The sequence below is a fragment of the Pedobacter metabolipauper genome, assembly GCF_004362715.1.
Taxonomy (GTDB): domain Bacteria; phylum Bacteroidota; class Bacteroidia; order Sphingobacteriales; family Sphingobacteriaceae; genus Pedobacter; species Pedobacter metabolipauper.
The window spans coordinates 196,531-209,366 of sequence record NZ_SNYC01000005.1 but is presented as its reverse complement, the minus strand read 5'-3'; the positions used below and the strand labels follow the sequence as shown (position 1 = coordinate 209,366).

General features: G+C 41.0%; 11 protein-coding genes. 6 read left to right on the top strand and 5 right to left on the bottom strand.

The features are described from left to right. Nucleotides 1-25: 25 nt before the first annotated feature. Nucleotides 26-268, bottom strand: a complete 243-nt coding sequence (locus ATK78_RS13270; protein WP_133576610.1) for a hypothetical protein — start codon at nt 266-268, stop codon at nt 26-28. A gap of 112 nt (nt 269-380) precedes the next feature. Between ATK78_RS13270 and ATK78_RS13265 the strand changes: the two genes are divergently transcribed. The 3 genes from ATK78_RS13265 (at nt 381) to ATK78_RS13255 (ending at nt 2,007) form a co-directional block, all read left to right on the top strand. Next, a complete protein-coding gene (locus ATK78_RS13265) occupies nt 381-824 on the top strand; it encodes a GNAT family N-acetyltransferase (RefSeq protein WP_133576609.1) in 444 nt (147 codons plus the stop codon). A gap of 95 nt (nt 825-919) precedes the next feature. Then, a complete protein-coding gene (locus ATK78_RS13260) occupies nt 920-1,417 on the top strand; it encodes a DinB family protein (protein WP_133576608.1) in 498 nt (165 codons plus the stop codon). A gap of 191 nt (nt 1,418-1,608) precedes the next feature. Continuing rightward, nucleotides 1,609-2,007, top strand: coding sequence for a DoxX family protein (locus tag ATK78_RS13255; protein WP_133576607.1), 399 nt, complete (start codon nt 1,609-1,611; stop codon nt 2,005-2,007). A gap of 182 nt (nt 2,008-2,189) precedes the next feature. On the opposite strand, the gene ATK78_RS13250 is transcribed toward ATK78_RS13255, so the two are convergent. The 4 genes from ATK78_RS13250 to ATK78_RS13235 all read right to left on the bottom strand — a co-directional run bounded on the left by ATK78_RS13250 (nt 2,190) and on the right by ATK78_RS13235 (nt 7,703). Beyond that, on the bottom strand, nt 2,190-2,696 hold the full coding sequence (locus ATK78_RS13250; RefSeq protein ID WP_133576606.1) for a DUF892 family protein: 507 nt from the start codon (nt 2,694-2,696) through the stop codon (nt 2,190-2,192). Between the two features lie 171 nt (nt 2,697-2,867). Then, nucleotides 2,868-3,611, bottom strand: a complete 744-nt coding sequence (locus tag ATK78_RS13245) for a porin family protein (RefSeq protein WP_133576605.1) — start codon at nt 3,609-3,611, stop codon at nt 2,868-2,870. A 126-nt stretch (nt 3,612-3,737) separates the two neighbouring features. Next, the gene (locus ATK78_RS13240) at nt 3,738-4,319 is read right to left on the bottom strand and encodes a PhnA domain-containing protein (RefSeq protein WP_133576604.1); all 582 of its coding nucleotides are present in this window, start codon (nt 4,317-4,319) and stop codon (nt 3,738-3,740) included. Between the two features lie 138 nt (nt 4,320-4,457). Further along, nucleotides 4,458-7,703, bottom strand: a complete 3,246-nt coding sequence (locus tag ATK78_RS13235; protein WP_243732522.1) for a glycosyl hydrolase — start codon at nt 7,701-7,703, stop codon at nt 4,458-4,460. Between the two features lie 325 nt (nt 7,704-8,028). Here ATK78_RS13235 and ATK78_RS13230 point away from each other — a divergent pair, with 325 nt between their 5' ends. From ATK78_RS13230 to ATK78_RS13220, 3 genes are all read left to right on the top strand, one after another. After that, nucleotides 8,029-8,595: a sigma-70 family RNA polymerase sigma factor gene (locus ATK78_RS13230; RefSeq protein WP_133576603.1), complete on the top strand. Its 567-nt coding sequence runs from the start codon at nt 8,029-8,031 to the stop codon at nt 8,593-8,595. A gap of 63 nt (nt 8,596-8,658) precedes the next feature. Next, the gene (locus ATK78_RS13225) at nt 8,659-9,660 is read left to right on the top strand and encodes a FecR family protein (RefSeq protein WP_166664881.1); all 1,002 of its coding nucleotides are present in this window, start codon (nt 8,659-8,661) and stop codon (nt 9,658-9,660) included. Between the two features lie 117 nt (nt 9,661-9,777). Then, nucleotides 9,778-12,834, top strand: coding sequence for a TonB-dependent receptor (locus tag ATK78_RS13220; RefSeq protein ID WP_133576601.1), 3,057 nt, complete (start codon nt 9,778-9,780; stop codon nt 12,832-12,834). Nucleotides 12,835-12,836 lie beyond the last annotated feature (2 nt).

Genomic DNA, 12,836 nt, shown 5'->3' with positions numbered 1-12,836 from the left:
TTATTCATCTTAACGTCCGGTGGTCTTAGTTTAATTCGCAGTATCGGCTATCCTTACTGTTTCCGATAAAAAACCTGGTCATTGTTGGTTTACTTTTAATCTTTTTTTGCAATTCGGAAAGCATAGAAGAGAATTCTGCAGCAACCTTGTCCAGGTCCTGATCATCTGGTATTTGGATGATGATATCGTTCTTATCAGCACCAATTAACCAGCCTGGAAAGTCCTTTTTTAACAGGATTTCTATCCATTCATTTTTATAAGCATTCATGACTCCTAAACTAAGAAATAAATATGATACCGGATATAGAAGATTTTAGCAGTTTTTAAAGGATTTCAATATTTTTATATAGATTAGTACTCACCAAATATTACCCGGTTATATGAACATACTTAAATACGAGCCTGCTTTCAGGGAAAAGTGTATTGAAATTTTTGAAAGTAATCAACCAAAATTCTTTGATGCTGCTGAGAAGAAGCTTTTTACAGATTTTTTAGATGAGGATGCTGCGCAAGACTACTTTGTAGTGGAAACCGATGGAGATATTGTTGGATGCGGTGGTATCTTTCTGGATCAGCAAAGCAATGAGGCCGGTCTTTCCTGGGGCATGATCCATGCAGACCACCATAAAAAGGGGATCGGTACGATGCTTACCGGTTATAGAATTGACCTGATGAAGGAAAAATATCCCAATGCTGCTTATAAAGTAGATACCTCTCAATTTACTGCTGCTTTTTATGTGAAAAGTGGATTTAAGACCATTGAAGTGATCCCAAATGGGTTTGCAAAAGGTCTTGATAAATATATGATGAAGCTGGAATCTTAAGATGTCTTAATTGCCCCCTTTTATTGTCGCACGATGCCTGCATCAGAGTTCCATAATTGCTGTAGTTTCGTATATATTTAATAAAACCATATAGGATGGAAACAAATACAACCAGTACCCGAATGAGTTCTCTTGTCGTTTTGTACGACATGCATACCGGTTTTTTCCCAAAGGCAATTGTAGATATTACCGATACGGATGCGCATAACCGGTTAAATACGAAAGCAAATCATGCGGCCTGGCTTACCGGCAGTTTGGTAGAACAAAGATATGCACTTGCAAATATGCTGGGTGTGGATGCCAGCCAAAGTGCTCATCAGCTTTTTGAAAACAACAAAGGGATTGATGATCAGGTTACCTATCCGCCATTAAGTGAGTTTAAAGCGGACTGGGATAAAATAGCGCCGATCTTGAAAGATGAATTGCTGAAGATCACTGATGAAAAGTTAGACAGTACATTTGAAATGATGCCGGGTTTCCGCATGACCATGTATGAGTTTATAACGTTTGTGATTTACCGGGAAGCCAGTTGCATTGGCCAGCTGGCGTTATGGCGCAGACTATTGGGTTATGATGCCCTTAAGTATGATTAACTTTGGTCTGATTGATCCATTGTATCTCAATAATCCAATCAATCAGTCAATCAACCAATAACAACAACCAATAACCAACAACCGATTAACTAACAACGAATCAACCAATAACTAACAATCAGTTAACTAACAACGAATCAACAACCACCATTCAACCAATTAAATAATCAACCAACCAAACACATATTATTATGAAAATTGCAGTAATTATTGTCCGAAGTCTGATCGGACTACTTCTTTTATTCGCTTCGGTAAGCTACTTTTTAAATTTAGTGCCCCAGCCAGAGTTAACCGGCAATATGAAAATTTTTAATGAAGGTATGGCCGCGTCAGGTTATCTGATGACCCTGGTGAAAATAACTGAACTGATTTGTGGGATTGGGTTTATTACAGGCCGGTTCGTTACACTGGCCAATGTAGTGATCTTTCCCATTGTGATAAATATTTTGTTAGTCCATGGATTTATGGCTCCGGAGGGTTTAGGTGCGGGTATATTCCTGTTTTTAGGAGTTCTGTTTCTGGCCTATTATCACCGGGATAATTACAGGTCATTGTTTGTGGCGAAATCATTTTCCCCACGTCAGGCATAATTATTTGTCAGGCAGCCTCATTCATTTGGTAGCTGGTTTAATTTATTTGCCAGGCGATCTTAATTATCAGTCGGCAGCCCTAATTCATAGTTAGTCAAGTCGTCTTGGCTGGCTTTAACCATTTAGGTTGATTTATTGGCTGCCGGATAAACTATGTCTGAACAATAAGTCAGCTCAATTGCTTATGTTGATTTGTTGGCTGCCGGATAAATGATGTTCTGAGCAATCTGTGACAGATAGGCCTGGGTGTTTTTATTGTCCTTAAGCGTCTGTTCCAGTAACTCTGCGGCCTGTTCAAGTTTAAGCTCTAAAGCGATTTGGTACAGTGCATCATAGTTGGTGATTTTAATTTGCTCAATGACCTGAACACAGTGAAGTATCTGGATATCTTTCATAATGGACTTCTGTTTCATGAACCCGCAAACTTCGGTACTCATTTTTAGCAGTTCATCATCAATAACAGCTGTTATTCTGCCGGCTTTCAACTTTTGGGATTCCAGGATCAGGGATAACCTGGATAGGTGGTTTTCCTGGTCTGTTTGCTCTGGTGATAATGCTTTATGAAGTTCATCTGTAAGTACAGCATCAGACATTTCAGTAAATGATTTTATATATTTCTTTTCAGCGGCAAAGCGTTCGGCCAGCAGCTTGTTAAAAACTTCTGTTAAACTTAGTGGTGGTGTTTTCATCGGATATTAATCGGCGTTAAAATAATGGATCGATCAGGTATGGTTATTCTTTAACAAAGTTAAGGCAAAGACGTTTTATAATTTATAAAATTCAGCGATCCGAATGCGGAAGTAACAAATAAACCCAGCCGGCTTAAGGTTTACCTGTTAAACCGGCTGGGTTTTTATATTTTAAAACTTAACGCCAAAGCCCAATGAAAAGCTGAGCATATGTGTATCCAGATTATTTCCATTATCAGATCTGGAGCGGTTAAAAACAGGATTTAGCAGATAGCTTGTCCTAAAGTCTAAAAAGATGGCGGGCTTATCCGCAACACTGTCGCCCACTTTTAATCCCGCAATCAGGCTGTTGTTAAAGTGGTTTACATGGTCTAATTTGTCCTTTACACTTCTTGTTTTTCTGCCATCGCCATTCACATCACCCTCATATCTTAACTTTGTTTTAGCGGCTATATTAATAGCGGGTGCGAAACCGGCATAGGTGGTTAAAAACAAGTTGGAAGTTTGGCTGAAATTATAGTTTATCGTTAATGGTAATTCAAGATAATCGACATTGAAATTGTAATAGTTATAGGCCTGTTGTTCCTGTCCATCTGAATCAATAATGATCACGGCATCATTTTGCTCCCGGTAGGCCATACCTTTGGAAGTAAAGAGTCCTTCGGCACCGATGCTGATGCGTGGTGAAAGTTCAGCATCTAAGGTAACACCCCCAAACCCTGATGCCCTGAAGAATCGCCGGAAATAGGAAAGCCCTCTCCGGTCAAAGTCATCAAATGGATCAACGGCTTTGGTAAACAGTGAGCCGTTAACGCCGGCTTTAAGTCCGAAGCGAATCCTTTTCTCTGGAGATTCCTGTGCACTGGCGCACAGTCCGTACATGACGAGTACGACTAAAAGTGTTTTTGTTTTCATAACTGGTTTTATTTGTGTGTAGCCCAATTTATGAAATAAAACACATTACTTAATCGTAACATTATCAATATAATGTATCAGTTATTTATTGATCCCGGTTTGGATATTAATCTTATTTTTTTGGTATTAACCTTGTCTTCTTACGTATTTTGTGAGGATTACAATGACCTGGCCTTCAATTCTGCCTTCAATCTGATCGGTATTGTCTTCTACCAGTCGGATGTTCTTTACCACCGTTCCTAATTTAGCACTTAATGAAGATCCTTTGACGTCTAATGTTTTTGTCAGCACCACAGAATCACCGGTTTGAAGCAGGTTGCCATTGGCATCTTTATGGAATTCAGCTGCGGCATCACTTTCGTCGTCTGCGCCTGCTTTTGCCCAGGCCAAACGCTCATCGTCTATGTACATCATGTCGAGATTGTCAGATGCCCAGTTTTCATTATTCAAACGGTTTAACATTCTCCAGGAAATAACTTGTACGCCAGGTATTTCGCTCCACATGCAGGATGATAGGCAGCGCCAGTGGTTGCTGTTCATTTCTGTCCTTTTTTCAATTTGTGATAAACAGGTTTCACAAATTAAAATGGTGTTTTCGTCCGTACTGACAGATTGAGGCGGTACTTCATATACAGTTAGCGCTTCTTCAGACTGGCACAATTCACACTTATTCCCGCTTCTCTGAATCAGTTGTTCTTCGAGTTTCATATCTTTTTGTTAAAATAAAGAGCGCGAAGATAATTAATTGATTCTTAGTACAGCCTTTTAGTTAATAGAAAGTTAATAAAAGCTAAAGATCAATACTTATTGAAACAGAAATCAGATCTGCATTTAATTAAGTAAGGATTAGTTATATGTTTTAGTGGTGATCGTAACCGGACCTGTTAAACCAGAGGGGGCAAGCCTGCTGTCTGGCCGGTATGGATTGTTATTTGACCAGGTCCTTCGTTCTGCTTCCGGGAGTTTGCTGTCTCCGATTAACCGGTTAACCCAAGTGTTGACCACAGAGATCTCTATTGTATTCTCTCCGTTTTTAATCGCATCTGTTATGTCTGCATTCCAGGGAGCAGTCCACACACCGCCCACATCTTTACCATTGATCTTTATTTTGGCCATTACCTTTACATCGGTAAGGTTTAAATAGATTCTTTCATTGGCCTTCGGAAGTATGCCTTTAAAGGTATTCTTATAGACTGCAGTTCCGGAATAGTATTTAATGGATTCTTCCGGACGCTGGCTCCAGTCTACCAGTTTATCAAAAGTTACCGGTTGTTCCGGGCCTCTCATTTTTGGATCGAATGTAACGAGCCATGGGCTTTTAATCTCATTCAGCAATTTATCTTCCGGGAAGTTGACTGCAGCGGGAGCTACGCTTGCTGCGTCTTTTCTGAATACAACGAATACACTTTGCAGAGGTTCCAGCTTTAGCGGAACGGCGGTCGCCTTGCCTGTTGCTGTAAACTGGGGCAGCGTTCTGAATCTGCCGGTTACCGGATCCCATAGTTCAGGCTGTTTTTCTGCTAATCTGAATTCCGGATTAATGTTGATTTGCTTGTCGCTTTGGTTGCTGATGAAATAGATCTCAGCCCCCGGAGCAGTACGGTGAATGTAAAGTACAGGTTCTTTCGTTTTTAAGCTGAAATCTGGTACAACTGACAATTCATTCAATGCGGTTTGCATATCCATACCAGACATGACGAGGCCTTTACCGAACCTTGCAGATTTTACGGTTGTACCATTCACACCGGCCCAAAGTTCTGAAGCCAGGTTTTTCACTTTAACATCTGCTGCTGGAAAGTTCTCCAGGCTTGGAGAACGCTCCGGAGCAGGACCCAGGATATTTGCACCTTGTTTTACCAGGTCCTTTATTTTTTCTAACAGCTCTGGCCGTATGGTTTTTAATTTTGGCAGTACCAGCAAACGGTAAGACATGCCATCAGGCAATACGAGCTTGCCATCCTGTACTTTAACACGGTTATGGATGACTTCGGCATTGATGTAATCAAAAGAATATCCTGCCGGAAGGGCCGGGTCGGTTACACCGGTCATTTTTGGTGCATCTTCTCCAATAAAATAAGCCACATCCGCCACGTATTTGCCCTGCTGAAGCATGAAGTTACAGCGCTTAAGGTAATCTGTAAAAAGACCGAGGTAACTGTACCAGGTATTGTGGCGGTTAAACTCGTTGCCGAAATTGGCATTAATACCTGGAACCTTATCATCTGTAGGCTGCTGGATCATGACGTGGAGCAGGGTGCTGTTTATACCTTCTGTAAAGAAGCGGTCGCCCCTTTGTTTCATCATGTATGGATAGCGAACGTAAGGCCTGTCGCCAGCCGTAAATGACTCTGCAGACACCTTTGTCTTGCCGTAAATGTGCGCTGCAGATGATGCTGCGCGGTTTTCAATGTTTCCAAGCTCACCTTCGCTCCAAAATTCACCACCTATTTCGTCGGATTGTCCGCCATATTGTAAAAATTCTCCGGGAAAGCCCCAGTGTCCGTAATTTTCAAGCCAGGTGGTTAAGCCATGTTTATGACTTACATCCCTTAATCCGCCTACATAGTCATAGGCCACGCGGTCTGCAACGAAGCGTCTTAAGTCCCACAAGAACCGGTCTGACTGCTCCTGACTGCCTACTACCTCACCCATAATTGCGGGCAGGAACGGGAGGGGATCGTAGCCATAATTGGTTTTAAACTTGCTGACCATGCCGTCTGTCCAGTTTTGACCGCCGGTTTCATAGCTGTCCTGCACCACTACTTTCCAGGTTTTACGGTCTTCTGCAGGGATTCGTTTAATCAAATCACCCATAAAAGCATTGAAATGACTTTCTATGTGCTCCTTGCTCATTTTATCTACCTCATAGCCTGTTCCTTCAGGTGATGCCGGTCCGTTCTTTACCCCTGTTGGCAGCATTCCGGTACGCATAATGGTCCAGTCGCCGGCAGGAATGGTCCAGTTTAAGGTTCCGGATGCATCCATGTACGCCGATATGTCCATTACCTGTTGCGGATCTATCACCAGTTTCTGATCATCAACAACCGGCTGGTCCGGCCATTGGTATTCGTTCCAGTAAGGCAATGGGGTTTGAAACATCTTTGCCAGTGTTTTTTCTATATAATTTCCTACTACCGGTGCAGCAGATATTTGTATTTCCTTTAGACTAAAGCGGTTAAATGATTTATTGAATACCAGGCGGAATGTTTTAGCTGATGTTGCAGGAATAGAAATGGCAATTGGTCCATAGGGTGTAAAGCCGACATTAAGTTCGGCATTGGTCCGGTTGATCTCAAAACTCCTGATGGTCTTATAGGTTCCGTTTTCTTTAACCTGGATGTCTACCTGACCGCGTATTGGACGGTGTGCCGGATAAACAACTACACTTCTGGCTGTAAATACTTCGGCAGTTTCAAAGTCTATAGATAAGGCTTCCGGGGTAGTCATAGCAACTTCCGTATCCATTTTTCCATCAATCAGGTTCTCTATATTATTTACCGGGATTGAAGTACTGATCTTCGGTTTTGAGGCCAGCAGGGTGGTTCCGTAATTTTTTGGTGTTTTGAATGCGATTACCTTAACGTCCTGAAAATCCCCATCCGGTTTTTTTAACGTCAGGCTGATCTTTTTTGGTCCGGTTACATTGGTTTTGGCAGCCGTAAGGTAGCGCATGGACTGTGCCGGCTTGATCCATGGACCGCCAGACTGGCTCCATCCCGGGCCGTTAAAGATCCCAATTTCTATATTTAGTTCTGTAGCAGTCTTTAATGCCGTATGCATAATGTCCCACCATTCATCAGAAAATAGTTTTACTTTTCCATAGGGTGTAGAATCATAACCTATATTACCAATAAAGGCCCGGTTTATTCCTGCCTCTTTCATCGCATGAAGGTCTTTTACTACTCCTGACCTGGAGATGTTATCAGACATCCAGTACCAATAAATGCTGGTTTGTGTTTGTGCAGGATTTATAAAACCTTTTTCAAGGTCTGAACCCGCAGCATTTGGTTGATCTTTGACTGTTTTTTGTTTACTCATGCAAGCGGTAAGTAAACTGATGGCAATGAATAAGGTATAGGTTCTTTTTAACATTTGTGGTTGAATAATCTTGATGGATGTGCCGTTTGGCACAATCAGACCCAACAATAATACTTAAGATAAAGAGGAAACGCAACCTGTAGTGTCCTGACTTAAGTTGAAATGGTTAAAATGTTACAGATGATTTTATCTGATACGAACAACTTTGAAATCCTTAATGACCATCCTGATCCTTTTAAGTTGTACAAGGTGCAGCTTTCAGCCTGTTTAAGGTTTGTTTTATTAATGCTTAATGGCGTTGATTATGGTCGCCTAAGCCAAAGATAATGATGAATTAATATAATATTTATATGCTTTAGCAATCTTTGTTGTCAATATCATGTACTTGAACGCAGATCCTGGTTTCACCGAAATTGAAGCAAATCATTCTGATTTGTCCCAATTTGAAATTCTCTACCAACGATGGGGAAGCATACTTCAGAATTATGCAGTTTATTATGTGAAGGATCCTGAGGCTGCCAATAGTATTGTGAATGATCTGTTTGTTCACCTTTGGTTTAATAAAAAGAACCCGGATAACCTGAAAGGCTATTTATTCCGTTCTGTTAAGAATGCTTCCATAAATTACCTTGTTCAGCAGCGAAACAGCCCCATATCTTATGCTGATCAGGATGAACTTGTGGTCATCTCCGATCTTTCTTTGGATGCTGAAATGACGAATGAAGAATCTGAACGGCTTTTGTTTTTACAGAAAGTAATCGAAAAGCTGCCCATCAAAAGAAAGCTTGTTTTTAAAATGTACCGGTTTGAGGGCTTTAGTTATGCGGAAATTGCAGATCTCCTGCAAATCTCTGTAAGAACTGTTGAAGATCATCTATCTAAAAGTATGCAATTCATACATGAACACGCCAGACAATTAGTTTACGAAAAGTTAACAGAAGTTTAACTCGTGCCAACCCGTATTTTATGCGGCTATTTCTGTCTTTGATAGTGAAAGCAGATGAAGCAAATGGAAGATAAAATATGGAACTGTATTCTCAAAAGATTAAGTGAAACGGAAACAGAACTAACAAAAGCATGCCTGGATGAATGGCTTAAAGAAAGTCCGGACCATGTTCAAAAATATAAAGAAGCAAAATTCTTATGGCAGCTTAGTGCGAAGATTAAACCTGAACAGCATGAAGGTTCATTTGAAGCGATTAAGGCAAATATCCTTGTTGCATCCTCAGTTGAAGTTAAACCCGTAAAATTAAGTTTTTGGAAGTATGGGATTGCGGCCAGCCTGATTGGCGCTTTTCTGTTTAGCCTGTTCTATTTCCTGAATACAAATAAACCTGCCAATCAAAAGGAAGAATGGGTAATTAAGAAGGCCGGTGTGGGTAAGGTGATTCAAATTGTTTTGCCGGATAGCTCTAAAGTATGGCTAAACTCTGGTACTGAACTGGCCTTTACCACGAATTTTAACAGTAAAAAAACAAGATCTGTTAAATTAACCGGTGAAGCTTATTTTGAGGTAAAGCATGATCCTTCACACCCTTTTGTGGTGAAGAGCGGCGACCTGGTGACTACCGTTTATGGTACAAGCTTTAGCGTTAGGGCCTATAGAAATGAAAGCTCAGCTACCGTATCTGTTAATTCTGGTAAAGTCGGGGTAACGGCTCCTGGAAATGAGTCCGCTGTATTTCTTTTGCCGGAGGATAAGCTGCGATACGATCTCAATCAGAAAAGCTTTCTTAAAACGACCATTACGGATCCGGATGTGGATTCGTGGATAAACGGCGATCTGATCTTTGACCAAACGCCTTTGGAGGAAGTGCTTAAAACGTTGTCCAGAAAATATGATGTGCGGTTTGAAACGGGCTCAGCCAATTACAAAGGTTGTATGCTGACTGCCAGATTTCAAAATAAACCCATTCAGGAAGTATTAAAGACCCTACAGTTAGTTATGAACATACAGTCAGAACAAATTGATCACACTATTATTTTAAAAGGAGGAACTGCATGTAACTAATACTACTAAAAAAACCGTTCCCGGGTAAGGGGAACGGCTCTAAATCTTAACCTGCAGGGTACGAACCTGCGGTTATATGTTCAAATTATTTAAACGGAATTCAAACAACTCAAATTTATGAAAAAAATTAATGAGGCAGGCAGCCTTATGAAAATAATTATGCGTACAAGCCTAATAGTCAGTATAGCCAGTCTTCTTTTCTTAAACCTGGTGCATGCATCTTCGGTTAAGGGGCAAAGCGGTCTGGATCAGAAAATAGACATCCGCTTACAGCATGTTCCCTTTACTACTTTCCTTAAAGAAATTGAGAAGAAAACCGGGGTTAACTTCGTTTACACCAATAAAGAGGCTATCGGTTCTTTAATTTCAGTGGACGATAAGTCTAAAACGGCAAGGATGGTATTGAACCCATTTTTATTAAAAAATAACCTGAGCCTTATAGAAAATGGAATGGTGGTTGTGCTTAAAAAAAATCTAAACGTACAGGTTAAGGCTAAACCCGGTTCTGTTGTTGGGTATATTAAAGACAACGAAAGTAACCAAACGCTCCCTTATGCAACAATCATCATCAAAAGCACCAATCAGAAGATCCTTACTGATGTGAACGGTTATTTTGTGATCAATAACCTTCCTGCGGGTAATGTGGTACTTCAGGTAAGTTACATCGGTTATACCGCTTCTGAATTTACAGTGAAGGTTGAAGATGGGGAAACTGCGAGAACTGAACTGAAGCTTAAAAGTCAAAGTAACGACATGAAGGGCATCAGCATTACCGGGATTAGAAGGGGTGAAGCCATCGCACTGAGCAATATGCGTAATGCGGACAACATTAAATATGTATTGTCTGAAGAGCAGATTGAGCGTTTTCCGGATGCTACCGTTGGTGAAGCCATGCAGCGTGTTCCTGGTATTGCAATGGATTATAGTTATGGACTGCCAAGAAATATCATCATCAGGGGTTTAGACCAGAGTATGGGTTCTGTTACGCTGAATGGAAACAGATTGCCTTCCACACAGACCAACTCCCGTGATATTGATCTAAATGGAATCTTATCGTCTACTGTTGAAGCGATTGAGGTAAATAAAACATTAACACCCGACATGGAGGCTGATGGTACTTCAGGTTCGGTAAACATCATTTCTAAAACGCCTAAGGCCGGATATCAGCAATTCCAGGTTAAGGGTTCATTTGGTAATAATTTCTTATTGGGTAAGCAGAATTTTGACGGATCATTTAATTACGGTAAGCGTGATAATAAATGGGCTTACCTGATTGGTGCAAATTACAGCAATACCTTTAGAGGTGAAGACCGTGTTCAAAAGGATTATGATACCTATGAGATTGATGGTGCGGACAAAGTGATGCTTTCTAACCTGGAACTGGAAGGTACAGACCTGCATCGGGAAAATTTAGGCTTACAGGCTGAACTGAGCTTTTTCCCTACTGAAAAGAGCCAGCTTTATTTTAGAAGTGCTTACAATAAATTTTACGAGCTTCAAACCCGCGGAACAAAAAGCTACAGCATTGGTGATTATACAAATGCCAGCCAGGTTACCGGCGTTAACATCGGTTCTGCCGGATCTCCGAGGGATTATCACCGTGATCTGATCAGTTTCTCACTGGGTGCAAAAACAAATGTGAATAACTGGAAAGCGGATGTGGATGTTACGTTTGCTAGCGGCCTTTACGATCAGCCAATCTATTACGATGGTTATTTTACCTATTCTGGTTTAACTGCCGGACTGGATATTTCTGATCCGCGTGCCCCGCAGTTTAATTTTACAAGTGGTGATGTGAACAATCCGGATAATTTCAGGACCTCAAGCTATGTAAACAGGCACCAGATTGCGCATGATAAAGACCTTCAGGGATCATTCAATGTACAGCGTGTTTTTAACCTGAGCCAGAAGAATAAATTTATGTTCAAATTTGGCGGGCGCTATAAGTATAAAGAAGACGACCACACCCGTGATTACTTCCAGTATACCCTTAAGACGGGGAACGTATCTATGGCTAATTTCTTGTCCGATTATTCCAGAAAGAAATACTTTAACGGTAAATACGATCTTTCCGGTGCCATTGCTAATGGTTACCTGATGGAAGAATACTATCAGCAGAACCTTGGCCTGTTCCAGAGTGATGAAACCTATATTCGTCAGAATACGGATCCTGATTCTTATAATGGAACGGAAACCATGGGTGCAGGATACGTTATGGGTAAGCTTACCCTGGATAAATTGGATATCATTACCGGTTTAAGGTATGAAAGAACTGGTTTTAATTACAATGGAAATATTGTTAATTTCGATAACCAGGGTAAATATTTAAGCACCAATAAGGTGGATACGAAATCAACTTTTGATGGATTCTTTCCGAGTTTGAACTTAAAGTATGCGCTGGATTCAAAGACAAACCTGAGGGCAGCCGTTACGCGGTCGTTATCCCGTCCGGGTTATTATGACCTGGTGCCATGGCAGGAAGTGGAGCCCAGGAGAAAGCGCATGAAAAAGGGTAATCCAGACCTGAACCAGGCTACTTCTACCAATTTTGATTTTCTCTTTGAACATTATCTGAAATCCTTAGGGTTGATTTCTGGTGGTGTATTCTATAAAAACATTGACGATTACATCTATGAAAGCATTTATACCCAGCAAGGCGGCGAATTTGACCAGTACCAGGTTACTCAAACTGTAAACGGTGCCAATGCCCATGTATATGGTTATGAAATTGCATGGCAGCAGCAGCTGACCTTCCTTCCGGGATTTTTAAACGGACTGGGGATCTATGGAAACTTTACCCAGATACAGTCGAAATTTAAAGTTCCGGGTATTGTGAGCGAGCGTACGGTACGCTTGCCTTCTATGCGCCCTAAGGTGGGTAATGCATCTTTGTCTTATGAGAAATATGGTTTCTCCGGCCGTTTCTCTGTCAATTTCTACGAAACCTTTATCAGTGAACTTGCAGAAGAGCAGGCGAATGACCTGATGGAAAAAGGAAGGATCCAGCTGGATTTTTCTGCTTCGCAAAAAATCAATAAAAAGGTGACCCTGTTTATGGGGATCAGCAATATTAACAATGCACAGACCATTCTTGATTATGGCGACGGACGCCCGAATGATCATAAATACTTCTCTGCATGGGCTAATGTTGGCTTCAAATACACTCCATTTTAATC

Excerpts from the sequence above, each read along its gene's own strand:
- ATK78_RS13270 (WP_133576610.1), bottom strand. The coding sequence starts at position 268 with ATGAATGCTTATAAAAATGAATGGATAGAAATCCTGTTAAAAAAGGAC.
- ATK78_RS13265 (WP_133576609.1), top strand. The coding sequence starts at position 381 with ATGAACATACTTAAATACGAGCCTGCTTTCAGGGAAAAGTGTATTGAA.
- ATK78_RS13260 (WP_133576608.1), top strand. The coding sequence starts at position 920 with ATGGAAACAAATACAACCAGTACCCGAATGAGTTCTCTTGTCGTTTTG.
- ATK78_RS13255 (WP_133576607.1), top strand. The coding sequence starts at position 1,609 with ATGAAAATTGCAGTAATTATTGTCCGAAGTCTGATCGGACTACTTCTT.
- ATK78_RS13250 (WP_133576606.1), bottom strand. The coding sequence starts at position 2,696 with ATGAAAACACCACCACTAAGTTTAACAGAAGTTTTTAACAAGCTGCTG.
- ATK78_RS13245 (WP_133576605.1), bottom strand. The coding sequence starts at position 3,611 with ATGAAAACAAAAACACTTTTAGTCGTACTCGTCATGTACGGACTGTGC.
- ATK78_RS13240 (WP_133576604.1), bottom strand. The coding sequence starts at position 4,319 with ATGAAACTCGAAGAACAACTGATTCAGAGAAGCGGGAATAAGTGTGAA.
- ATK78_RS13235 (WP_243732522.1), bottom strand. The coding sequence starts at position 7,703 with ATGTTAAAAAGAACCTATACCTTATTCATTGCCATCAGTTTACTTACC.
- ATK78_RS13230 (WP_133576603.1), top strand. The coding sequence starts at position 8,029 with ATGTACTTGAACGCAGATCCTGGTTTCACCGAAATTGAAGCAAATCAT.
- ATK78_RS13225 (WP_166664881.1), top strand. The coding sequence starts at position 8,659 with ATGGAAGATAAAATATGGAACTGTATTCTCAAAAGATTAAGTGAAACG.
- ATK78_RS13220 (WP_133576601.1), top strand. The coding sequence starts at position 9,778 with ATGAAAAAAATTAATGAGGCAGGCAGCCTTATGAAAATAATTATGCGT.